The organism is Marinomonas spartinae, assembly GCF_016461715.1.
GTDB classification, from domain to species: Bacteria; Pseudomonadota; Gammaproteobacteria; order Pseudomonadales; family Marinomonadaceae; genus Marinomonas; species Marinomonas spartinae_A.
Genome location: NZ_JAEMUI010000021.1, coordinates 60168 through 84603 on the forward strand (window position 1 = coordinate 60168; position 24436 = coordinate 84603).

Below are 24436 nucleotides of genomic sequence, written 5' to 3' on the forward strand. Positions count from 1 at the left end.
ATAAAGACTAATTGCATTGATTTATCGCATGCATTAGTCGCCTACATAACGTCTCAAACTGTGGATTTGTACTCGCTGTAAAGCGTGTTGAATATCACCTGATTGATGTAAGTCTTTGAGTACGCTAGGAAACACGGCTTTGACTTGTTTTACCGTCATGCCAGGTTTTAGATGAGGGGAATAAAGGGCTTTTAGCAGAATGTAATCTAATGGACTGAGATAGGTATCGATACTGTGATCGTTAAAGACCGAGGGGAAAACCTCATCGGAATCGTTTGGTAGACCAAGTAGTTGAGTAATTTCTTCGACGACGCAGTCTAATAAGCGTGCTTTCTCGCGGGCATAATCCACGGGAATAATAATGATGCCGCTGGTGATTTCATGGCGTTGATTGATGCGAAAATTACCTAAGCAGACAGCTTCGTTAAGCGCTTTGCGTATTTTATCTGGATCACCAATGTATTGGCGGACTTTGTCTTCAATGTTTTTGTATCGAGTAAAAATGACAAGGATGCCCGCTCCCTTTGCTTGCTTGGTAAAATAGATGTGCATTCCTGAAATATAGGCAAGGTGGCGCATTTGAACCGTGAGTAGGTCAAGCTGTAGCTTTGCATCGCCAGTGTCGCTTTCAAAATAAACAGAAATCGGTTTTTCCCAACGCACCAATTTAGGGTGTTTGGTTTCCTTATATTCTCGCTCAAGGGCGATCTTGATAAAGCTCTGCGTTATGTAGGCGTCATTTTGCCAGCGTTCTTGAGCGACGGCGGGCAGGCCAAAAAAAGTTAAGAAAACACTCAAATAGGCATTTTTAATGAGTGTTTTTCCTAGGAAGGATTTATTCTGGATCACTCGACGATGGGGCGGTGAGTTGATTGGCATAATGATATAAAGCGTCCAATGAATCCGGTGTAAAGGGCAATTGCTTATGATTGTTCAATACCTCATCGACACTCATTTCGTGCACGGAAGCCACTTCTTTGGCTTGTAATACCAGCGGACCGTGAATACTTTCATCGTAGCAACAGCTGTAAATTTTCCCCCAAATTTTGAAGCCTGTGCCTTCCGTGTAAAAAATGCCATGGGAGGTAAGGTCAGCGTCAAAGCCCATTTCTTCTTTTAGTTCGCGATGAGCGGACTCGATATAGGATTCCCCTGTTTCGACCACTCCACCTGTTGCGACACCATAAAAACCGGGGCAAAAGGCCTTATTATCTGTGCGTTTTTGAATGAGTAAATTGCCCTTGGTATTAAAAACAAGGATATAGGTAACACGGTGGTAATCTTCACCAAATTTCATTAAACGGCGCGCAACTTCGCCAATAACCGTGTTGTTTTTATCAACAAGTGTAATGATTTCATCGGTGGCAGACATAAGGCTCTCAGGTAATAAAGTGAATTGGCTATTAAAAAGCACACCTGTTAAAGGGTATCGGCATTTGACGTGAAAGAAAAGCATTTGCAGGAAAAGTACTGGAATGAAACGGGATAATCATCTCAAGTTGGAAAAAGACGTGTCTTTTTGAGAGAAAGACTCAGTACAGATCTTGTAATGGTTGAGTCATGAATTAAGAAAGCCTTATCATAGCGATGTAAGCATTGTGCTTAGAAACCTTTAATCATTATGGGACATGATACTGTGCAGATTTCTGATAACGATATTTTAGCCCTGACGCTGTCTAATCCAACGCATCTCGATCCGTTTGAATTTACTTTTCCTGGAGGAGTTGGGTTTGTTGTGGATACAGGGATTTTTCGTTTTGAACCGATGTCTACTCGGTTATCTCATGATCCAGTGAGCTTAGTTTTGTCAGTAGGGATTCATGGCAATGAAACGGGGCCGATAGAGTTGGTAAATCAACTGGTAAAAGACATTTTGTTGGGTAATTTGTCTTTAGCAATACGTCTATTGGTGGTGATTGGTAATCCGGTGTCTGCTAATCAAGCTACCCGCTTTTGTGAAGTGAATTTAAACCGTTTGTTTAATGGTGCTTGGCAACCATATTTAACGAATGAAGGAGCCGGGCTTGGACTTAATGAAGCCCGCCGGGCAGAGCAACTAGAAAAGGCCGTGAGCGATTTTTATGGGCAAGACTCTCATGGCACATTACGATTACATTACGATCTACACACCGCCATCCGTGGCTCTAAATACGAAAAATTTGCAGTGCATCCCTTTCTAGAAGAGCCCGTCTATCAGCATGCTCAGTTTGGATTCTTAGTTGCCTCAGGGATTGAAGCGGTCCTTTTGTCGCACCAGCCAACCACCACCTTTTCTTATTATTCCTATGCCGCCCACCGTGCCAATAGCTTTACGATTGAGTTAGGTAAAGTGCATCCCTTTGGTGAAAATGACTTGTCGAGTTTTACACAAATACAAAAGGCGCTAATCATCCTGCTAGAAAACGCGACGTTAGCACAGGGGGATTTATCGTCGATTCAGGTCTTTGCCGTTCAAGACGCTTTGGTAAAAAATGCTGATGATTATCAGCTGACCATTGCAGAAGATGAGGAAAACTTCACTGATTTTGATGAAGGCTATGAGTTGGCGACTTCTTCAGCTGGTGGCTATCGTATTGCGAAAACAGGTGATGCCATTGTGTTTCCTAATGCCGGGGTGCCGATTGGCCAGAGAGCTGGCTTGGTTGTGCGTCCCATTGCTATTAATTCTTTAGCGTTTGAATTAACCTCCTAATACTATTTTTGTCATTTTGATGGAATAGGTTATAGCACAGGGATGTGACTTGAAAATCACCATTCTTTACTATATTGTTACGTTATAACGTAATTTATATCTAGTAGGACTGAGGTAAGTGATGAATAAGCTATTGATGGCGCTTAGTGTATCGATGTTATCGCCTATGGTGTTGGCGAAACCAACGGTCGTGACCAGTATTAAGCCTGTGTCCATGGTGGTGGCAGCCATTGCAGGGGATCGTGCGAATATTGAACAAATTGTCTCTAGTACCGCCTCCCCCCATGATTTTGCCATGCGCCCCTCTGATTTACGTAAAATAGGTCAAGCGGATGTGGTGGTTTGGGTCGGTGAGTCTCTAGAACGTTTTCTGGAAAAACCGTTGGAAAATGTAGGTAAAGAAAAATCTTCCATTGAATGGTTAACCTTGAATGGTATGACGCTTGAGAACTTTGCCAAAGACCATGATCATGGTGACGAAGAAGATCATGAACATATGGAAGAGGTTGATCACCATGAGGACGATCATCATGATGAAGACCACGGGGAGCACCACCACGATGAAGGCCATCATCATGAAGGGGTGAATCCTCATGTCTGGATGTCGCCCAATAATGCCAAAGTGTTAGCAGAAGCTGTGACAAAACGTTTGTCTAAGTTGGATGCCACTAATGCCAGTTACTATCAGGCTAATTTACAGGCCTTTGAAACCAAGCTAGCGGCGACGGATGCGCAAATTAAAAAAGCCATGCAAGCCGTTCATGGCGTGCCTTACATCGTTTTCCACGATGGCTATGGGTATTTTGAACATCATTATGGATTGAATCATGCCGGCGCCATTACGGTTAGCCCTGAACGTCAGCCTAGCGCGAAAAAAGTGGCGGAGTTGCGTGAAGAAATCACCGAGCATAAGGTGAAATGTGTGTTCAGTGAGCCACAATTTAGCCCCGCTATTGTGAAGACCTTGCTAAGTGGTACTAAGGTTAATACGGCAGTGTTGGATCCGCTGGGTTCAGATATTAAATTAAGCCCAAATGCCTATTTTGATTTCTTAAAATCGCTGAGTCATCAGTTTTCAAGTTGCCTTAAATAAAAGGTGCTTGGGGGGTGATGAATAGACGAATTTCTTGATATCGCTCTAGGCGTCTTGGCCTGCTGTCGCCGTGCTTGGGGAAAAGTGTCTGCGATGGTAGGCGACTCACTCTGACCTCTGTATAATCAATGCACTTAATTATTCAGAGAAGTCATATGAGCAATACGTCCTCTATTAAGAGTATTCACTCTGACGCTCTCATCGAGAGTGCTCGACACACTTTATCGACTCAAGCTCAATCCTTGCAAAACCTTGCCAATCAAGTGACCGAGGAGTTTGCCAAAGCCGTTCGCATGATTCTTGCGAGCGAAGGGCGCGCCATCATTTGTGGTATGGGAAAATCCGGTCACATTGGTAAAAAAATTGCGGCCACTCTGGCTTCTACCGGAACCCCAAGTTTTTTTCTTCATCCTAGTGAAGCGTTTCATGGTGATTTAGGGATGATTCAGCCGCAAGACGTCTTACTCTTGATTAGTTTTTCAGGGGAGACTGAGGAACTGATACGCTTGCTGCCTTCCCTAAAAGACTTTGGTAACCCATGTATTGCGATGGTGGGTAATCTCGACTCAACGTTGGCAAAACATTGTGACTGTGTACTGGATATTTCCGTAGACAGAGAAACCTGCCCTAATAATCTTGCCCCTACTACGTCGACGACCATGACCACCGCTATGGGGGATGCATTGGCGGTGGCTTTGATGGAATGTCGCAACTTCCAGCCGCAAGATTTTGCACGTTTTCATCCAGGCGGCAGCTTAGGCCGTAAATTACTGACTCGTGTAAAAGACTTAATGCACAAGGATAATTTGCCGGTTTGTGCGCCAGAGACCACGTTAAAAGAAGCCATCCCGGTGATGACTCATGGTCGTATGGGGGTGGTGGTTATTCAAGACAAAGGCCATTTACTCGGTATCTTCACCGATGGGGATTTACGTCGTGCTATGCTCAAAGAAAGTGAAGGGATGATACATAAGCCGATGTCTGAATTGATGACTGCAAAACCGAAAACCATTAATGAGAACGTTATGATTGTCCAAGCAGAAGAACAAATGCTGCGTGACAAAATCACCTTGCTGGTGGTTGTCAATGATCAGGGCAATTTGACGGGGTTGCTGGAAATCTACGACCGATAAGCCTTGTGGCTGTTGATGAATGTTTGGTGTTTGCAGCGGTTTTATGTGAACGTCCATATTGAATTTATAGGAAAATGACTATGTCTCACGGTAACAAGATCGTTAAAATCGGCGACAAAATTGAAGTCGCAAACCATCTTCCTTTTGTATTGTTCAGTGGTATGAATGTACTGGAATCTCGTGATATGGCCATGCGTGTTGCGGAAGAGCATGTCAAGGTGACGGAGGCCTTGGGCATTCCTTATGTGTTCAAGGGCTCGTTTGATAAGGCAAACCGTTCTTCCATCAATTCCTTCCGTGGCCCAGGTATGGAAGAAGGGTTAAAAATTCTGCAAGAAATCAAAGAAACCTTTGGTGTGCCTGTGATTACCGATGTGCATGAGACCTTCCAGTGCGCACCTGTCGCGGAAGTAGCAGATGTCATTCAACTGCCCGCTTTCTTATCTCGTCAAACAGATCTTGTGGTTGCCATGGCGCAAACAGGCGCGGTGATTAATATCAAGAAAGCGCAATTTCTGGCGCCTCATGAAATGAAGCACATTCTGAAAAAATGTGAAGAGGCGGGCAACAGTCATTTAATGTTGTGCGAACGCGGTACTATGATGGGTTACAACAACCTAGTTGTGGATATGTTGGGCTTTGGGGAGATGAAAAAATTCGAATACCCTGTGATGTTCGATGTGACCCATGCTTTGCAGCGCCCTGGTGGTCGTGAAGACTCTGCTGATGGGCGCCGTGCTCAAGTAACCGAGCTGGCCCGTGCGGGGATGTCGCTTGGTCTTTCAAGCTTATTTCTAGAAACTCACCCTACGCCAGATCAGGCAAAATGCGACGGCCCTTGCGCTTTGCCATTAGGTAAATTGGCTCCCTTCTTAAAACAAATGAAGCAGCTTGATGAGCTGGTGAAAACCTTTGAAACGTTGGATACGAGCGCTTAATCATGGATGAGAACTTTCTCGCAGGTTATCCATCGTTGCAGGACGCCAAGTCCCTTGTGAGTATGCTGCAAGGGCTGAAGTTGGTTGTGTTTGATGTGGACGGGGTCCTAACCGATGGCGGCTTATGGTACGCAGACGCTGGAGAGCAGGTAAAGCGCTTTAATGTCAAAGATGGCGTGGCCATGAAGCTGTTGCCTAAGTGGGGTATCTATGTGGCGGTGATTACCGCGAAAGATTCAGCTCCCCTACGTAAGCGGATGAGCGACCTTGGTGTGACGCACTTTTACCCCGGTTGTCATAATAAGGCGGAGGCGTTTGATGAGATTGCCTCAGCTCTTGGTGTGTTACCGGAGCAAGCGGCTTATGTGGGGGATGATGTGATCGATCTGCAAGTCATGCCCAACGTGGGAGTAGCGTTTTGTCCGGCGGATGCGCATGTGCTTGTTCAGCGCTATAGCCACTTTGTACTGACAAAAGCGGCTGGTCAAGGTGTAGCGCGAGAAGTAGCAGACGTGATTTTGGCTACGCGAATGTCGTTAGAAAGTGCCTATGAATGGGCGCAACAACCGGAGTTTGAGAAAAAATGAGTCACGTTGAGTTACCTGAATTCCACATTGTTATTCCTGCCCGTTACGCGTCTCAGCGGTTTCCTAAGAAGTTAATGGCGGATTTAGGGGGTAAGCCCGTTTTGCAATGGGGATATGAACTGGCTCTTAAGGCTGGCGCAAAAACCGTCACCATCGCCACCGATCATGAGGTGATTTATCAAGCGGCTCAGTCCTTTGGCGCGCCTGTTGTGATGACGCGGGATGACCATGAAAATGGTACCGAACGTCTTGCGGAAGTGGCGGAAAAAATGGGCTGGCAGCAAGATGAAATCATCGTAAATGTGCAAGGGGATGAGCCCCTATTACCCGTTGGGCTGATTCATTCGACTGTTGCTGCGTTAGCACAAGACACAGCGTCTGAAATGGCCACCATCGCGTGTAAAATTCATGATGCGGAAGACTTCTTCAACCCCAATGTGGTAAAGGTTGTGTGTGATGAGCAAGGCCGAGCCTTGTATTTTAGCCGCGCGCCCATGCCATGGGATCGTAATGGTTTTATGGATAACGCTACTAATGAAAGTTCGTTAGCGGAAGACTTTCCTGCTATGCGTCATATTGGCTTGTATGTGTATCGTGCCAGCTTATTGGCAAAGTACGCTACCTTACCTATGTCGCCTTTGGAAAAATGGGAAAAGCTTGAACAACTGCGTTTTCTTCATCAAGGGATCAAGGTACAAGTGGCACAAGCGTCTGGCTTACCGCCCCATGGTGTGGATACGCAAGATGATCTTAATGCGTTGCGTAAGCATATTGCCTCCTCTAAGTGACTTTCTCTTATATTCGTACTTTCTAAAAGGTCTCCCTCTAGAAAGTAACGAACTCGTTCTCTCTATTTTATTGACACCTTGAAAGCTATCTATGCATTAGATGGCTTTTTTTATTTTCTTACTAAAGTCATCCCTGTTTTGTGTCGATGACTAATAAATACGTATTATTTACAAATTTAATAGAAAACCAGCTAATAACTCTTATATTGTCAATAAATTGTATATATTTAGAGTGGGATAGGCTGTTTTTTGCTTGTTGTCATGTCTGTTTGAATTTAGTCTGAGAAGAGTTGGTCTATGAAAATTTACATCAGTATGTTTGGGGCCTTGTTTAGCTCGCTAACATTAGCGGCTATGCCTGTCTATTTACCTGTAGGGTCGAGTTATACTTTGAGCGGGGTGATCAACCCTCGTGCGTTGTCGACGTCGTTATCAAATCCTGCTGCGCCTTATCTGATGGGCAGTGTGTCCTCTGGGCAAAATGTGCGTTTGGGATTGCTTGGTCCGGTTGGTCTCTCCTACGAGCTGGGGAAAGTCGGGAATTTGACGGATAAAGTCGACGACTTAGAGAGCCTGTTAAATCGCACGGACTATCAATCACAAGCTGAGGTTGATGCAGCAATAGCCAAAGCAAACTCTATTGTCAGTGACGTGGCAAATACAACCTACATAAAAGTAGCGGGCAGTAGCCAAATCCCTTTTATGCCCTTTATTTATAAAACCAATACCCGTGGTGCGTTTATAGTCGATGCCAGCGCCTCCTTTTTGGGCAGGGCAAATGTGTTAGCCGATGATATTGTTGCTGAACAAACGGGCTCTACTTACAAGGTCAAATCAGACACTTCGTTTTATGTCAAAAAAGCAACGGATTTAAGACTGGGTTTGGGTTACAGCCAGAGTGTACTGAGAACGAATTACGGTGAATTGATTGGTGGTGTAAAAGCCAATCTACACAGAATTTCTTTAGGTCGCTCATTAGTTGTTTTAACTGATGAAAATGACGATGCCAGTAAAGTATTTACCGATTCTCTGTTTAGTGATCAACATGCGAGTTCCAATGTGGGGATTGATGTTGGTGCTATCTGGGTGAGTGACCATTATCAGTTGGGGGCGACTATTGCTAATATTAATCAACCAAAATTTGATTATGCTGATCTTGGAGACTGCGCCAATTTATCTGGTTCGGCATTAACGAGTTGTAATGCTGCTGTGTTGTTTGCAGGAAAGGGTAAGTTGGATTTGTCTGAAACCTATCAAATGAAGACACAAAGTACTATTGATGGTGCCATCACCTCACGAAATCGCCAGTGGATACTGGCAGGATCATACGATTTAAACAGTGTGAAAGATCCTGTTGGCGATAAGTATCGCTGGGCGGTCGCGTCTTTATCTTTCTTTAGCGATAACCTGATCGCACCAGGTTTTCGAGTGGGTTATCGAGAGAACCTCGCGGGTAGTCAATTAAAATACGTGACAGGGGGCCTGACCTTTTTTCGCCGTTTAAATTTAGATGTTGCTGTTTCAACGGGGACAACCGAATATAATGGGCACTCCATACCACGAAGTGCCTATTTTTCTATTGGTTACGATATGGCGTTTTAATCTGTCTGTGTCTGGTTAGTAATGCTAATTAATTGAGTGGGAGTCATGATGGCGTCGAGTGGAATATCCCAGCTTTCCATTGGCAAGCTCGCCACTTGCTGACAATCATGAGCGAGGCCTATTAACACGGGCTTCGCTTGTTTTGACTTATTGGCGAATGTGCGATCGTAAAACCCACCGCCCATACCCAGTCGACCTCCTTGGTCATCAAAGCCAACCAAAGGTAAAAACACTAAATCCATTTCAAAGCCAGATTTTGGAGAAACGTCAACAGGCTCTTTAATGCCAAAACGGTTTTCACGCCACAGGGTATCATCATCTATATGTTGCTGGGTATAGTGAGCGAAATCCAGAGATTGCTCTTTGACAACGGGCAAGTAAATGTTATGACCGAGTGACCACAGATGTTCGCATAATAAATGGGGGGAAATTTCACCATCATTGGTCAAGTACAAAGCAATGCGTTTGTCACCGCTGATGTTAAGAACAGAAGAAAGCGCCTGATAAGCATCCACTAGAGCCTCGGCGGCCAGTGACTGATCAGTTGCGCTTAAATGTCTTCGTGCTTGACGAAGTTGACGACGTAACGTTTGTCTAAAATCTACTGCTGAAGGCATAAAAGAGTTTCCCAAGTTGCCGTTTCGACTATTGGCCTTGAACCCAGTGGTTCAAGGTGGATGGATCTGAGGCTCTTTAGGCTTTCCGACGCACGGACATGCTCACCGAACCCACAGTCTCCGTCCGGGGTATTACTCATAGGCTCAAGGGCGTTAAGCCGCCTCGAACAACCCAGGAAACAAGTGCAGTATAGAGTAAGCGATGAGGAAAATCATCCCATGCTCACACTTGTTGCCTCGGCTGTATGAGGAAAATTCGTGTTCTCGCTCTTGCATGAAGCAAAGTTGATTAAAGAGTAAGCCGCTTTAACCTACTTTCGTTTGATGCGTGAGCGCAGCATCAAGCTGTGATGTCAGTTCTCGCAGCTGCTGCTCATTAGAGCGTGCGTATTTTCGGCCCGAAAGCATGTCGTGAGTAATATTCAATGCAGCAAGCACCGCAATTTTTTCAAGGCCAATGATTTTTCCGCTGGCTTTGATTTCGCGCATTTGCATATTGAGATACTCAGCGGCTTCTTTCAGATCCGCTTCGTGTCCTTTTGGGCAATTTATTTTGTAAGTTTGCCCAAGTATATTGACTGAAACCGTTGGTTTATCCATATTGACTCCATTTGATAGCAAGGCCCACCATAAAATGGTCTGTTTTTCCATCATTGGGTAGCGAATGGCATTTTATGCTGCGGTTAAATTCGTTACAATTGCGAATCACATTTATCCACTCTGTTTATAGCAAATTGACGCAAATATGGAAATCAACCCAATACTTTCTAAGATAAAAGACCTTTCTGCACGTACTTTAACCCTTCGGGGGTATCTTTGACTACGAGTCAAAGAAAGAACGACTAGAAGAAGTAAACCGCGAACTGGAAGATCCAAATGTTTGGAACGATCCAGATTATGCCCAAAAGCTCGGTAAAGAGCGTGCTGCCCTTGAAGTCGTGGTGGAAACCATTGATAACATGGAAAGTGGCATCGCCGATTCCAAAGAACTTCTGGATCTCGCCGTGGAAGAAGACGACAGCGAGTCTGTTGACGCGGTGCAATCAGAACTGGCTGAGTTAGAAACTTTACTGGCTAAGTTGGAATTTCGCCGCATGTTCTCCAAAGAAATGGATGAAAGCAGTGCCTTTTTGGACATTCAAGCTGGTTCTGGCGGTACAGAGGCCCAAGATTGGGCAAATATGCTGTTGCGTATGTACCTTCGCTGGGGCGAAGATAAAGGCTTCAAAGTCGAGTTAATGGAGGTCTCCGCTGGCGATGTGGCGGGTATTAAATCCGCGACAATTCGTTTTGAAGGCGAATACGCCTTTGGCTGGTTGCGAACAGAAACGGGGGTGCATCGTCTGGTGCGTAAATCACCGTTTGACTCGGGTAACCGTCGCCATACGTCGTTTGCGTCTGTGTTCGTCTCTCCTGAAATTGACGATAACGTAGATATCGATATCAATCCAGCCGACTTGCGTACCGATACCTACCGTTCATCCGGTGCGGGTGGACAGCACGTTAACACCACTGATTCTGCGGTGCGTATTACCCACGTGCCAACGGGGATTGTTGTACAGTGTCAAAACCAACGTTCGCAGCACGCTAACCGTGACTTCGCGATGAAACAATTGCGCGCGAAGTTGTACGAGTTGGAAATGATGAAGCGAAGCGAAGCGGCGCAAGCACTAGAAGACAGTAAGTCTGATATCGGCTGGGGCAGTCAGATTCGTTCTTATGTACTGGATGCGTCACGTATTAAGGATTTGCGTACCGGGGTGGAAACCTCTAATACAGGTGCCGTTCTAGATGGCAATCTAGATCAATTTATCGTTGCAAGCTTAAAACAAGGCCTATAAAGCGCCCAGTACTTATTTTTAAACATTTATAAAGAGCAATATCAAACCATGGCTAACGAAAAGACAACAGAATCTACCGCATCAACTGATGACAACCGTTTAGTAGCGGAGCGTCGTGCCAAGTTGGCGGCTATCCGTGAACAGCGTAATGCTTTCCCTAACTCTTTCCGTCGCGATGCTTACGCAGCTGACCTTCAGGCAGAGTTTGGCGAGTTTGAAAAAGCAGATCTAGAAGAAAAGGATCATAAGGTTAGCATCGCGGGTCGTATCGTTCGTAACCGTGGTGCCTTTATGTTGCTGCAAGACATGACAGGTCAAATCCAAGCTTATGTGAATCGTAAGGCGCTCAGTCCAGAGCTTTTAGCAGAGCAAAAAACGTGGGATTTGGGTGACATCATTGGTGTGTCTGGCCCAGTGCACAAATCTGGTAAAGGTGATTTGTATATCGATATGCAAGAAGCACAATTACTCACCAAATCCCTACGACCATTACCAGATAAGCATCATGGCTTGTCTGATATGGAAATGCGCTACCGTCAGCGTTATGTGGATTTGATTGTTAACGAAGAGTCCCGTGAGACTTTCCAAGTGCGTTCAAAAATCATTTCTACCATTCGTCGCTTCTTGGAAGATCGTCGTTTTATGGAAGTGGAAACGCCCATGTTGCAAACCATTCCTGGTGGAGCAACGGCTCGTCCATTTATTACCCATCATAACGCGATGGACATGAGCATGTACTTGCGTATTGCTCCAGAGCTTTACTTAAAGCGTTTGGTTGTGGGTGGCTTTGAACGTGTGTTTGAGATCAACCGTAACTTCCGTAACGAAGGAACGTCGACTCGTCATAACCCAGAATTCACTATGATCGAATTCTATCAAGCGTACGCTGACTACAAAGATCTTATGGATCTGACGGAAGACATGCTGCGCACCGTGGCAGAGAAGGTCTTGGGTACAACAAAAGTTACCTACCAGGGGGCTGAGTACGACTTTGGTGCCCCATTTGTTCGTATGACCATGCTTGAGTCTATTCTTCACTACAACCCAGAACTAACCGCTGCGGATCTGGAAACCGTTGAAAAAGCGACAGAAGTGGCGAAGAAACTGAAAATCGATGTGAAACCTATTTGGGGCTTAGGCAAACTTTGGACAGAAATCTTTGAAGAAACTGCTGAACACAAATTGGATCAACCGACTTTCATCACGGAATACCCAGCGGAAGTCTCTCCACTGGCGCGTCGTAACGATGATAACGAGTTTATTACTGACCGTTTTGAATTCTTCGTTGGTGGTCGTGAAATCGCCAACGGCTTCTCGGAGCTGAATGACGCTGAAGATCAGGCAGAACGCTTTAAGCGTCAGGTTGCGGAAAAAGACGCCGGTGATGACGAAGCTATGCATTACGATGCGGACTACATCAACGCACTAGAATACGGTTTACCACCCACCGCTGGTGAAGGGATTGGCATCGACCGTTTAGTCATGTTGTTTACGGATGCGGCTTCTATCCGTGATGTGTTGTTGTTCCCACATATGAAGCCTCAGGACTAATCCGAGGTTATATATCTAAACAGCCACAAAGAAAGTTTGAATAGCCAGCGATAGCAGCTTGTGTTACTGGCTATTTTTTATATTATACTCGGGACACTTTCCTCAGAGGTTTTTGCATAAATTAAGGTTAGTTTCACTAAGGGTTTTTATATTTAACAAAACAGGGAGTTGATATGGTTACTTTGGAAGAAATTATTATTGGTCGAGGTGAGTTGGAAAAAATATATCGTTCTGATGTATCGCTTACTCTTTGGAGAGCGGTCAATAAATCAGAGCTTCAAGTAGGAAATCCTCTTTACCCTGACTTAAAAGAAAAAATCTTACCAAACGGACGTATTCGGTTAGCTGATGTATCAACATATATGAAAGACGGTATAGAGTATGTTAAGTCTGAAGAGAGTAGAGGGACATCTCTTTCTGACAAAAATGGCCTTTTTGGACATAAAAACTGGGATTATGTCGTCATTCCTGCAGGTACAGTTGTTCCTCATGAACTTATTATCACAAAAGATCATTATATTTCCAAAAAGAAGAGTTGGCATTATTCAATATCCCCTAACTTTGATATGACTGTATCTAGTTTTCTGTCTGCTCTAGATCAGCTAGCAATCAATGCGAAGATAAAAATAAAGGTACAGAGCAATGTTAGACGCTGATATTAGAAGTATATTTGTCTGTATTCAGGCTTTAGAAGACGCTATTCGGTATTATGATTTGCTTGCTCAATCGGATACGACAGATAGTGATGACTATGAAGAATGCAAATATATGTATGAAGTCGAACTAAGTCGACTTTGTGAAATATACTCCAAAGAAGAGGAGCGAGGGAATGTCCCTGTTCCCTTAAAAAAACTCTTAAAGAATTCTTAGAGGTTAGAAGATGTCAGAGCCCTTTAACTGATAACAAGATTTGCCTTATCTAGTATCTACTTTTAAAGGGCTCTGACCCCTTTATAAGAAGAAGTGGAGAGTTATTGATATGAGTCGTTTTTGGACAGATAAAATTGCGTCTCTTGACCCTTACGTGCCAGGCGAACAACCGCAAGACAAAAAGTACATCAAGCTAAACACCAACGAGAGCCCATACTCGCCTTCGCCAAAAGCCTTAGATGCCATGGCTATAGAAGTCAGTGAGCGTTTACGTCTTTACCCAGACCCAAATTGCATGACATTGAAAAATGCCTTAGCAAAAAACTACCAACTTGATACCAATCAAGTGTTTGTTGGGAACGGTTCGGATGAGGTCTTGGCCTTGGCCTTTATGGGTTACTTTGCAGACGGTAAACCTTTGGCGTTTGCGGATATTACCTACAGCTTTTACAAAGTATACGCGGGCTTATACGGCATCGAACCAAAACTGATTCCCCTAAGCGAAACATTTGATATTGTCCCAGCGGATTACGACAATCTAGATGTGTCTGGTGTGGTGGTCACCAACCCCAATGCACCAACGGGTAAAGCTCTGCCGCTATCGGATATTGAATATATTCTAAAAGCCAATCCAGACGTGGTGGTACTAGTGGATGAGGCCTATGTGGACTTCGGTGCACAAAGCGCGACCACCTTAATTAACCAATATCCTAATCTGTTAGTCGTGCAAACCTTGTCGAAATCTCGTGCTTTGGCGGGTATTCGAGTGGGTTATGCACTGGGCCATCCAGACTTGATCGAAGGGCTAGAACGTTTGAAGAACTCCTTCAACTCCTATCCCATTGATCGTATTGCCTTGGCTGGTGCCACCGCCTCGGTGGAAGACGAAGCCTATATGCAAGAGATTTGCGCGAAAACCATCACGACCCGAGAGCAATCGGTAAAAGACCTAGAAGCCCTTGGCTTTGAAATCGTGCCATCGTCTACCAACTTTGTGTTTGCCACTCACCCAAACAAAGACGCAGAAGAGATTTACCTGTCATTAAAAGAGCAGGGGATTTTGGTGCGTTATTTTGGTAAGAAGCCAAGAATTGGTAACCACTTGAGGATTACCATTGGCACTGACGCAGAAATGGCAGCGCTGACCGCCGTTTTAGAAAAGCTGTTAAAATAAGTTTTTGAGTTTTGCAAAGGCCACATATTGTGGCCTTTTTAATTGGATAGCCTAGTGTAGATATCCTGCCTTTTTATAAAAAATTTGGATTCGAGGAAGTTGGCAGGGAAAAAGCTGAGCTATCTAGTGGTTCACCATTTGACGTTGTAGACATGAAGTGGTTCATATCTTAAAGGGCATGCAGGGACTGATCAAAATAAAATGATTATTTATCTGCCTCCAAACTCTCTGAGAAGACGAAGTAACGACTATGTTAAGGCTATTTTGACAGCTACTTCCAACGACTCACCCCGAGGGCATGTCCGTAGTGGCCTCTTAAATTCTTCGCTAAATCGCTATTGCATTGCACCTTTTCACCTAGCTATTACTAATTATTACTCATCATTACTCATTAGTCTCGTAAATGTAGCCTACTATTAGATAGGTCTATAAATATTATAAGACCCGTCAATAGAGGAAAATATATGAGCAAGTATTACCGTCTAGCCCTAGGTATTAACATTGTATCTATAGCTGTTGCCTTACTATTTGCGATAGAAAACACAAACCTGCTGATTGTGGTTGTACCAATGGTGGGCTTGTTAGGATGTTTGATAAAAATGGAGCGTTTGGCAAAAGAGAGATTCAACTTTTATGTACAAATTCTCGATACGATACCAAATCCACTCTCAGTCACTGATCTGGATATGAAGTGGACGTTTGTCAATCGAGCGGCTACCGATCCTCTGGGTGTCAAACGTGAGGACGTACTCGGACAACACTGTTCAAATTGGGGAGCAAACATCTGTAATACGGAAGACTGTGGAGTGAACTGTTTAAGAAAAGACAAGCCGGTCACTTCCTTTCACCAGTGGGGGAAAGATTTTCGCGTCGACACTTTTTACATCAATGGTTTAGATGGTAACAAGATAGGTCATGTTGAATATGTACAGGAAATATCAGAAAAGGTTGCGCTAAAAGCCGTTTACAAAGATGTGGATGCCATCAGTGAAAACCTCACAGCAGGAGCAAAAGACCTTAATGTTGCCAGCCGTGCTTTGACCGTCGGGTCGACTCAGCAAGCGGCGTCAATTACTCAAATCGGCAGTTCGCTCAATGAGATTCTTAGTCAGGCCAATGACAATGCCGAGCGTGCCTCAAAGGCCAGCGCCATTTCGTCTGAAGCGCAGCGGGCTGCGACCACGGCCTCCGATGAAATAAGAGAACTTGAGCAAGCGATGCTGGAAATTAATCGCTCAAGCGAAGCCATTAGTGACATTATTAATGTCATTGATGATATTGCCTCTCAGACGAATTTACTGGCACTTAATGCTTCCATTGAAGCGGCTCGAGCTGGTGAAATGGGGCGTGGTTTTGCGGTGGTAGCGGATGAGGTAAGAAAACTTGCTGAGCGTAGTACAACCGCGGCTAGCGAGTCGGCGCAGTATATTCAGTCATCAGTAGAAAATGTCGAAAAGGGTAATGCCATATCACAAAAATGTGTGAGTGCATTGAGTGAGATTGTTAAGCACGTGTCAACTATCTCCAACACCATCGAAGAAATAGATAAGGCATCGCAAAGTCAGGCGATGGGATTGAGCCAGGTCAATCAGGGGATGTCAGAAATTGATGATGTGATTCACTCGACGGCCGCGTCTGCGGAAGAGACTTCCCTCTCTGCCACTGAACTGAGTGAGCTTTCATTGCAGCTCCAGGCCCAGCTCGAAAACATGAGAAAAATTGACGGATTAATTGATGCTGCTGCCAAGAAAGACGCTAACCTTATTGAGGTTAAAAATGTGTCATAACATAGAGCAAAACCTAAAATGTGCTGAGTCTTGACCAAGACGAAAATGAAAAAAACGATAGTTGCTATTGCGGATCATTAAGCAAAAGGTTCAATATACCTAGGTAGTATATTGAACTTTCGGCACACAGATAGCCTTTACGGCGCTTCTCTGTAAAGGCTATCTGTGTGCTTGGTGTTAAATGTCAGTTCTTTCAACCGAGTGGCAAGGCATACCAAGTGTTTAAGCGGTTTCATCCCTAGCATATGATCCGCTTTTTAGTATCAATAGGTAAGAATATCGGCAGAAGTAACAATCTTCGTCATTGATCGTGAAACTAGCGGTAAGGAAAGCCTAGTAAAGCAAAAGGTCGAGCCTATTAGGCTTTTACAGACAAATCAACTAGATAATGCATAAAACTGGTGTGGATACAAGGCTCGTTCCTCTCCAATGCCACAAGCTGTAGGCAGCCTTAAACCGGAGTAATAATGGAAAACTCAAGCATTCCTTTTCAAACGATAGACTGGAAAAACGTTCCTCGAACAGAGCATAAGGGAGAAACTGGAATTGCGTATTGGCAAACTATGCAATTCGACGGTTTACGCGTCAGATACGTAGAATATTCAAAAAATTATAAAGCAGACCATTGGTGTGAAAAAGGTCACATAGTGTACTGTCTTGAAGGTGAAGTGGTAAATGAGCTTCAAGATGGAAGCCGATCAACTTTACGTAAAGGCATGTCGTATATTGTGTCAGATGATTTAAGCTCCCATCGTTCGGTAACAGAGAATGGTGTTCACTTGTTGATCATTGATGGCGACTTTTTAAAGTCAAATGCCTAATAAATTAATTTACAAAGACAAAATACGGAATGGCTATGAGAGAGAAGTACTTAGTCGATACCATTTCTAATATTCCAGAAATGATGGAATTGTTAACAATACTAAATGAAATCAAGCTGCCAAATCATTATTTAGCAGGAGGCTCGGTAACGCAAGCCGTCTGGAATCGAAAGTTGGGGAATGATCCACTTTATAAAGTGAAAGACCTTGATGTGGTTTACTTTGATCAAAAAATGTCGAGATCTGAGAAGGAGTATGAAGCGGAAATCGACTCTCGAAAAACTCACTTGATGCCTGTTGATGTAAAAAACCAAGCTAACGTCCATCAATGGTATGGTGCAAAGTTTGGAAATAACATAGAGCCACTGAAAGAGTCGGAAGATGGAATACGCATGTGGCTTCCTTGTTTTGCCGTTGGTATTCGTTTAGTCGATGATGTTTTGGATGTCTTTGCTCCCTTTGGTTTAGAAGACCAAGCCAACATGACAATTCGACCAAATAAAACGGCGATGAGTAAAGAAAACTACGACACAATGAATCGTAGCTTTAAGCAGAGGTGGCCGAACCTTGAGATCAAGGAATGGTAACCGTTAATAAAAAAGGTGAAGTCAGTAAACTGCCTGGTCTGGTTTATCAGATTATGGACATCAACTTTCACAAGGCCAGCCACTGCAAAGGTAGCGGTGCAGTGACGTCTTCATTCCAAACCGCACATTCTGAAAAGTTTATTAGGTTTGTTTTTGGCTTAACGTTTTTATGGTTGTTGTGATAGGTTTACACTAGACTCTGTCGATCTTGGCGGTTGTTTTTAGTCACATATACCGCTGTTATTTAGTCATACAACCACAATAATTTTAAACGAGACACACTATGAAACTCGAATCTATTGCACTTCATGAAGGCTATAAGTCTGAAGCAACCACCAAAGCGGCCGCTGTTCCTATTTATCAAACCACATCGTATACCTTTGATGATACTCAGCACGGTGCTGATCTGTTTAATTTAGCCGTACAAGGTAATATTTACACCCGCATTATGAACCCAACTACTGATGTGTTGGAAAAACGGGGTGGCTGCGATGGAAGGTGGTATTGCGGCGCTGGCGGTGGCATCTGGCATGGCGGCTATTACCTATGCGATTCAGTGTATTACGCAAGTGGGTGACAATATTGTCAGTACCAGCCAGTTGTATGGCGGTTCGTATAATTTGTTTGCGCACTCACTGCCGCGCCAAGGTGTGGACGTGCGTATGGTGTCGCATGATGATTTTGAGGGGTTTGAAAACGCGATTGACGAAAATACCAAAGCGTTATTTTGCGAATCTATTGGTAATCCAGCCGGTAATATTGTTGATATTGCGCGTCTGGCGGAGATAGCGCACAAGCACGGTGTTCCTTTGATTGTGGATAATACGGTCGCTACGCCTTATTTGTGTCGCCCGTTTGAGCTGGGGGCCGATATTGTTGTGCATTCGCTCACTAAATATATCGGCGGCCACGGTACAACAATTGGCGGTATCATTGTCGATTCTGGCAAGTTTGATTGGGTTGCCAACAAAAAACGCTTTCCGATTCTTAACGAACCAGACCCTTCCTACCACGGCGTAGTTTACACGGAAGCCTTAGGTGCCGCTGCGTATATAGGGCGTTGTCGAGTCGTGCCACTGCGTAATACAGGTTCTGCCATTTCGCCGATGAATGCGTTTCAAATTTTACAAGGCCTGGAGACATTGGGTTTGCGGATGGATCGCCATTGTGAAAACGCCCAGCGCCTTGCTGAATATTTACAGCAACACCCGAAAGTAGAGTGGGTGAACTACGCGGCCTTACCGGATAGTCCGTATTATGAAACCTGCCAAAAAATTACTAAGGGCAAAGCTTCTGGTATTTTGAGTTTTGGTATCACTGGGGGGATTGATGCCTGTGCTAAGTTTATTGATTCGCTTGATATGATTTTACGTTTGGTCAATATTGGCGATGCAAAATCATTGGCATGTCATCCGGCTTCTACTACGCACCGTCAATTGAATGACGAAGAGCTTAAAAAAGCTGGCGTGAGTGCTGATCTAGTGCGCATCTCGGTGGGTATTGAGCATATAGACGATATTATTGCTGACGTTTCACAAGCATTGGATAAAGCTTAATTATATGATTTGAGGGCCTGCATTCAAATGCTAGGCCCTCTATTGGGCTTGCTCTATCTGAGCGACGTTAGCTGTTATGCCGTTCATATTAATAGGGACGCTTTTTTAGGGAATTTGATTGTATCAACGAGTTTTTATATTTGAATTGTCCTTCTATTTTGAGGAAGATTTTATAAAAAAGATTGATAAAATAAAGTTAATAAGCATGAGTATCAGTATCACTACTAACATCCAATAGAAGCCATGCAAATAACTAGAGGAAACTGCATTATATATTGTATGCTGTGCCGTTGAATCGTATTTACTTACTATATTTAAGCTTTCAGGGGTCTTGGAAAGTAAACCAATTAATTTATGGATGTCATCACTAGAAATAGAAGGGATTATCTGAACCAATTTCGACCTTACCGAAGACAGCTCCGTGTTCATCAAAACTGCCGTTAAGAAGGTAAAGCCAACTGTTCCTCCAATGGCACGTAACCCATTTAGTGTTGAGTTAACCATTCCATACTTATCCTTTGTAATCTGATTGAGTATCGACGTTCTAACAGGACCATTGATCATAAACATACCAATTCCAGTCAATATTAACATGGGGATCATTTTAAGATAGGTGATATGAGGATATAAGACTAACGTTATCATGACACCCAAGAGGCTTGCCCCAGTACCAAGGGTTAATGGGAGCTTAACATTAAATTTATCAACTAAAAAACCACCTAGGTTTGCTGATATTATGCCAAAGAAAAATAATGGAATTAATAAGAGTCCTGTTGTTAATGGAGAGTAATGGAAGGATTTTTGTAGAAAAATAGTTGTGAAAAAAATAAGCCAAGTAGTGATTTGGTTAATGGTAGAAATTAATGACCCAGAAGCAAAGTTTGTAATTTTAAAAATACTAAGATCAATGACTGGGTGAAGAGAACATTTTTCATAGTAAATAAATAAAAATAAGAAAACTATTGCAAAGGCGATACAGAAAATAAAACTCCATGAACTCCATCTCCATATTGAGCTATTGATAAAAACTAAACTCAATAAGGTTGTCGATAGCGAAATCGATAAAAATCCTTGCCAATCAAAGCCTTTTTTTGAAATGCCTGATGCTTCTATATTAGTCGACCGGGCTAACAATAAGTAAACAATAACACCAACAATGAGATTAATGTAAAAAATCCAGCGCCAGCTTAAGTACTTTATAAATAAGCCTCCTACAATGGGAGCGAAAGCCATGCTAATCAAAGAGGTACTTAATAACAAGCCAATCATTTTTCCACGTTGCTCTTTCGAGTAGACTAATGTCACCATACTCATTCCAGAGGTGAAAAGAAATGTTGCTCCAATAGCTTGGAATAATCTAAAAGTAATAAGTGTAATGCTATTTGGTGATGAACCACATATTAGTGAAGCAATACAGAATAAAGCCAACCCAAATAAAAAACATCTTTTGTGTGAGAAAATGTCACTAATTTTTCCCGAAGCAAAAACAAGGGCGGATCGAGTTAATATGTAAATATTAACTACCCACATAATAGTGGAGGGTGTGGTGTTAAATACATTCTCTAATGTCGGTAAGGCTACAGATATCCCTGATATATCTATGTATACCATGATAAAAGAAAGAGATACAGCTACAAAAACTCTAGTTTTATTATTCATTAGATCGTACTGTTAAATATTAATTGTCTCTATGCTAAAAGTTTATCTCAAGCATAAGCTGAAAGGTCAGATAATAACGTTCTGTCTAATCGTTTCATTTCCCTAATGAATAGGGTTGTGAGCTCTAGTCATTGATATTGGGAGAGATGTAGAGCAAATTTAGCATAGGTAAAATGTTCGTGTCATAAAAAGCCAGAACATTACACACTGTTTACATTCTGATGTTGTGTTTTGTGAAGTGGAATTTGAGAATTCTTTATAGAAAAGCCATATTAATCAAATACATAGATGCATTTTTTTAAATTAGGCACTGTATTCTAGACTTTATTTAGGTTGTTTTTTTGATAAAAAAGCCAGTAAGGATCAACCTTATTGAGCCCTTGCTGGCTTTATTGTGATGTTATTTATGCTTTTGATGGACGAACAATAATTTTTACCGCTGATTCATTATTGTGAATTAATGTATCGAAGCCTTGGGAAATCAGGTCATCTAATTCGATTCGCTGGGTGATAAAGGGCTCTAAATTAACCTTGCCTTCTTCAACCAATTTAATGGTTTCTTCATGGTTGTTTACATAAGCAATGGTGCCGCGAACGTCCAATTCCTTCATGACCACACTGTGAACGTTCACAGTTGCCGGATGGCTCCAAATGGAGACAATAACGATTGCCCCTTTTGCTTTTGTGCTTTCAACTAAAGTGTCTAATACCTTGTTATTGCTGGTGCACTCGAAAGCTACATCCACACCTCGGTCTTCCGTAATCTTCATCACTTCTTTTGTGACGTTGACCTCAGTTGGATCTAAAATATAATCTGCGACGCCAGTATCATGAGCCTTTTCTTTACGTTTAGCGCTTAGCTCAGTCAGGATAACCGTGATGCCCTTAGCTTTTAAAACAGCAGACAATAACAAGCCGATAGGGCCACCGCCACCGACTAACGCCACATCACCCGCTTTTGCCGCGCTGCGAACAAATGCATGATAACCGACGGCTAAGGGTTCAACTAAGGCGGCTTGATCCAAAGGAATGTCATTTGAAATAGGATGAACCCAACGGCGTTTTACGGCGATCTTTTCGGATAACCCTCCACCGCATCCACCAAGACCAATAAAGTTCATATTTTTCGATAGGTGATAATTTTCACCTGGCCCAGTTGGTACCTCATCGGCAATAATATAAGGCTCAACGACGACGTGTTGACCGACTTGAATATCGTCAACACCTTCTCCCACCGCGTAAACCACGCCCGAAAACTCATGTCCCATGGTAACAGGGGCAGATTCTCCTGAAATAGGGTGTGGATGGCCACAAGGTGGAATAAAAATCGGCCCTTCCATAAATTCATGTAAATCGGTACCGCAGATGCCACACCACGCAACATCAATGCCCACTGTACCTGGCTCAACACTAGGTTCAGGGATATCTTCAATGCGAATATCCCCTCTGTCATAAAAACGAGCAGCTTTCATTTTGCTTTCCTTTTATTGGACTAATAGAGATGAGTAGAGACTTTTGCACGCACCACAGTCGTGCAAAAGTCTCTACTAAATCAAGCTACTCAGAACACCTAGCGAAGTCAACTTCATGGTGAAAACCTTGCTTTTTACTGACAATTATCAAGTACTTCAAAAAGGAATCAGAGCATGAAGCAATAGGCATTTGCCTAATGTTTATAAGGCGTGACGTCAGGAACGGGTATCGGTGATTAGCATTTTGCTGATCTCTTGTTCATTATAAATTATTTTGGTTTTCACGCTGGCATCAAGTCTATAACATCCCTCATAAAAGACATTGTAAATAGGACAACAAATGAAGGTTCGTTTAGCGAAAGAAGAGGATTTAGACATTCTGGCAGAACTAAATTGCCAGCTTATAAAAGACGAAGGACACAGCAATCCAATGTCGGTCAAAGCGTTAAAAGCTCGAATGGCTTGCTGGCTTGTATCGGAATATTCAGCAGCACTTTTCGAGATCAACGATGAGGTTATTGGTTATACACTGTGGCGCAAGGACACTGACTTTATTTATATTAGACAGTTTTTTATTGCACAATCATTTCGAGGTAAAGGGAACGGCAAAAAAGCCTTTGAGCTAGCGAAAAAGCGCTATTGGGGCCAAGAAAAACTACGTTTAGATGTTTTAATAAATAACCTGAAAGGGCTAAGCTTTTGGCGCTCAGTTGGCTTTTATGATTACTGTCTAACGCTGGAACAAGAGGGGTAAAGTGTTCATATGCAGAATCTTATGTGCCAAATTGAAGTGGCTAAGGATATCGCTCAGGTTGAGCGGTTGTTAGAGTGTGAGTCTGTGGAGAAAAAGATAAGGCAGGCTTTCGAACTTGAGCAAACGGTTTTTTATGCTTGCTTTGATGAAGTTCCTATTGGACTTGCATTTGTTGGTTTTAACAATTTTCATCCATATTGGGCTCGTCCTTTTGTTTATGTGGCTGATGCCCAGCGTCGAAAAGGTGTTGGCTCAATGCTTTATCGTCGACTTCTTGTAGAGCCATTGCCTAACAATGTGCTCGGCTTTCAATTTGGTGCTGATGTGCAACATACTGGATTAAGAGCTTTTATCGAGTCAGTTGGTTTTAAAAGACGGCTTAATTGTTATTCTATGATGTTTGATTGTGATCAAATGCAGAAACCAGATTATTCAGTGCTTGAAGAAAATGGGTTTTATCTTTGTGATTTTGAAAAAGCGTTGGAATTATCATTGGATACCAATGCGTTTTTAATTAACGCTTATACTCGTGATCATTATTGGTCGACACCTGTGTCAAACGATAGTGCGTTATGGGCACAACAACTATCACAATTTGATCCGAAATTTAGTTTTGTAATCCACGATGGTAAAGCAATTAGGTCTTGTATTACCAGCTGTGTTACTTCTTCGATATTAAACATCTGGTGGTTGTATTCAGATGATAAGGTGAATGATTGTTTGCAAACTATTTTATTATCGCATCTTGCAAAATGTGCTCTTCTCAAGAAAATTACATTAGCTGATATTGAAATCGATTCTACTAAGACAAATTTCGATCAGTTATATCAATCTATTCCTACCAAAAAGATAGATATTTGGCAGGTTTATCAGCATGCTTTTATCTAAAAGGAAATTTTGGGCTTTACTAAAGA

General features: G+C 43.0%; 22 protein-coding genes, 1 other RNA gene and 1 pseudogene. 17 read left to right on the forward strand and 7 right to left on the reverse strand.

Going from position 1 to position 24436, the window contains the following annotated elements; all coding sequences use genetic code 11:
• Positions 1-33: 33 nt before the first annotated feature.
• Both JHD45_RS17540 and JHD45_RS17545 read right to left on the reverse strand, forming a co-directional pair.
• The gene (locus JHD45_RS17540; RefSeq protein WP_199477797.1) at positions 34-879 is read right to left on the reverse strand and encodes a DUF2927 domain-containing protein; all 846 of its coding nucleotides are present in this window, start codon (positions 877-879) and stop codon (positions 34-36) included.
• Positions 836-1372 carry an NUDIX hydrolase gene (locus JHD45_RS17545; protein WP_199477798.1) on the reverse strand — a complete coding sequence of 179 codons (537 nt, stop codon included), beginning with the start codon at positions 1370-1372 and terminating at the stop codon, positions 836-838. The genes JHD45_RS17540 and JHD45_RS17545 overlap by 44 nt, the downstream gene beginning before the upstream one ends.
• Positions 1373-1636: 264 nt before the next feature.
• Here JHD45_RS17545 and astE point away from each other — a divergent pair, with 264 nt between their 5' ends.
• The 7 genes from astE (at position 1637) to traF (ending at position 8833) form a co-directional block, all read left to right on the forward strand.
• Positions 1637-2692 (forward strand): succinylglutamate desuccinylase, encoded by a 1056-nt coding sequence (gene astE / locus JHD45_RS17550; protein ID WP_199477799.1) that lies wholly within the window; start codon positions 1637-1639, stop codon positions 2690-2692.
• A 121-nt stretch (positions 2693-2813) separates the two neighbouring features.
• Entirely contained in the window at positions 2814-3785 is a 972-nt protein-coding gene (znuA, locus tag JHD45_RS17555; RefSeq protein WP_199477800.1) for a zinc ABC transporter substrate-binding protein ZnuA, read from the forward strand.
• Positions 3786-3940: 155 nt separating this feature from the next.
• Positions 3941-4918, forward strand: coding sequence for a KpsF/GutQ family sugar-phosphate isomerase (locus tag JHD45_RS17560; RefSeq protein ID WP_199477801.1), 978 nt, complete (start codon positions 3941-3943; stop codon positions 4916-4918).
• Between the two features lie 80 nt (positions 4919-4998).
• A complete protein-coding gene (gene kdsA, locus JHD45_RS17565; RefSeq protein ID WP_199477802.1) occupies positions 4999-5856 on the forward strand; it encodes a 3-deoxy-8-phosphooctulonate synthase in 858 nt (285 codons plus the stop codon).
• A 2-nt stretch (positions 5857-5858) separates the two neighbouring features.
• Entirely contained in the window at positions 5859-6443 is a 585-nt protein-coding gene (locus JHD45_RS17570) for a KdsC family phosphatase (RefSeq protein ID WP_199477803.1), read from the forward strand.
• Entirely contained in the window at positions 6440-7231 is a 792-nt protein-coding gene (gene kdsB / locus JHD45_RS17575) for a 3-deoxy-manno-octulosonate cytidylyltransferase (protein ID WP_199477804.1), read from the forward strand. Before JHD45_RS17570 ends, kdsB begins: the two co-directional genes overlap by 4 nt.
• A 297-nt stretch (positions 7232-7528) precedes the next feature.
• The gene (gene traF / locus JHD45_RS17580) at positions 7529-8833 is read left to right on the forward strand and encodes a conjugal transfer protein TraF (protein ID WP_199477805.1); all 1305 of its coding nucleotides are present in this window, start codon (positions 7529-7531) and stop codon (positions 8831-8833) included.
• Here traF and JHD45_RS17585 read toward each other — a convergent pair.
• The 3 genes from JHD45_RS17585 to JHD45_RS17595 all read right to left on the reverse strand — a co-directional run bounded on the left by JHD45_RS17585 (position 8830) and on the right by JHD45_RS17595 (position 10050).
• Positions 8830-9450 (reverse strand): 5-formyltetrahydrofolate cyclo-ligase, encoded by a 621-nt coding sequence (locus tag JHD45_RS17585; RefSeq protein WP_199477806.1) that lies wholly within the window; start codon positions 9448-9450, stop codon positions 8830-8832. The genes traF and JHD45_RS17585 overlap by 4 nt on opposite strands.
• Before the next feature lie 4 nt (positions 9451-9454).
• A non-coding RNA gene (gene ssrS / locus JHD45_RS17590) (6S RNA) lies at positions 9455-9632 on the reverse strand.
• A gap of 124 nt (positions 9633-9756) precedes the next feature.
• Entirely contained in the window at positions 9757-10050 is a 294-nt protein-coding gene (locus JHD45_RS17595; RefSeq protein WP_199477807.1) for a cell division protein ZapA, read from the reverse strand.
• Positions 10051-10195: 145 nt separating this feature from the next.
• On the opposite strand from JHD45_RS17595, the gene prfB reads away from it, so the two are divergent.
• The 8 genes and pseudogenes from prfB (at position 10196) to JHD45_RS17640 (ending at position 19637) form a co-directional block, all read left to right on the forward strand.
• Positions 10196-11291, forward strand: a protein-coding gene (prfB, locus tag JHD45_RS17600; RefSeq protein WP_199477808.1) for a peptide chain release factor 2 whose coding sequence is annotated in 2 segments (ribosomal slippage) — positions 10196-10267 and positions 10269-11291 — 1095 coding nt in all. Because the reading frame shifts where the segments join, the coding sequence is not laid out codon by codon here.
• Positions 11292-11339: 48 nt separating this feature from the next.
• Positions 11340-12842 carry a lysine--tRNA ligase gene (lysS, locus tag JHD45_RS17605; RefSeq protein ID WP_199477809.1) on the forward strand — a complete coding sequence of 501 codons (1503 nt, stop codon included), beginning with the start codon at positions 11340-11342 and terminating at the stop codon, positions 12840-12842.
• A gap of 173 nt (positions 12843-13015) precedes the next feature.
• Positions 13016-13498, forward strand: a complete 483-nt coding sequence (locus JHD45_RS17610; protein ID WP_067016772.1) for a hypothetical protein — start codon at positions 13016-13018, stop codon at positions 13496-13498.
• A gap of 323 nt (positions 13499-13821) precedes the next feature.
• Entirely contained in the window at positions 13822-14886 is a 1065-nt protein-coding gene (gene hisC, locus JHD45_RS17620; RefSeq protein WP_199477810.1) for a histidinol-phosphate transaminase, read from the forward strand.
• 464 nt (positions 14887-15350) lie between these two features.
• Complete coding sequence (locus tag JHD45_RS17625; protein WP_199477811.1) at positions 15351-16673, forward strand: methyl-accepting chemotaxis protein; 1323 nt, start codon at positions 15351-15353, stop codon at positions 16671-16673.
• Between the two features lie 467 nt (positions 16674-17140).
• Positions 17141-17494, forward strand: coding sequence for a DHCW motif cupin fold protein (locus JHD45_RS17630; RefSeq protein WP_199477812.1), 354 nt, complete (start codon positions 17141-17143; stop codon positions 17492-17494).
• 35 nt (positions 17495-17529) lie between these two features.
• The gene (locus JHD45_RS17635) at positions 17530-18081 is read left to right on the forward strand and encodes a nucleotidyltransferase family protein (RefSeq protein ID WP_233407906.1); all 552 of its coding nucleotides are present in this window, start codon (positions 17530-17532) and stop codon (positions 18079-18081) included.
• 283 nt (positions 18082-18364) lie between these two features.
• Positions 18365-19637 (forward strand): annotated as a pseudogene (locus JHD45_RS17640) (O-acetylhomoserine aminocarboxypropyltransferase/cysteine synthase family protein).
• Positions 19638-19790: 153 nt separating this feature from the next.
• Here the strand turns inward: JHD45_RS17640 and JHD45_RS17645 are convergent.
• Positions 19791-21296 carry an MFS transporter gene (locus JHD45_RS17645; protein WP_199477814.1) on the reverse strand — a complete coding sequence of 502 codons (1506 nt, stop codon included), beginning with the start codon at positions 21294-21296 and terminating at the stop codon, positions 19791-19793.
• Between the two features lie 404 nt (positions 21297-21700).
• Positions 21701-22768, reverse strand: a complete 1068-nt coding sequence (locus JHD45_RS17650) for a 2,3-butanediol dehydrogenase (protein ID WP_199477815.1) — start codon at positions 22766-22768, stop codon at positions 21701-21703.
• Positions 22769-23108: 340 nt separating this feature from the next.
• Between JHD45_RS17650 and JHD45_RS17655 the strand changes: the two genes are divergently transcribed.
• A complete protein-coding gene (locus JHD45_RS17655; protein WP_199477816.1) occupies positions 23109-23522 on the forward strand; it encodes a GNAT family N-acetyltransferase in 414 nt (137 codons plus the stop codon).
• Between the two features lie 9 nt (positions 23523-23531).
• Positions 23532-24410: a GNAT family N-acetyltransferase gene (locus tag JHD45_RS17660; RefSeq protein ID WP_199477817.1), complete on the forward strand. Its 879-nt coding sequence runs from the start codon at positions 23532-23534 to the stop codon at positions 24408-24410.
• The last annotated feature ends 26 nt before the right edge of the window (positions 24411-24436 follow it).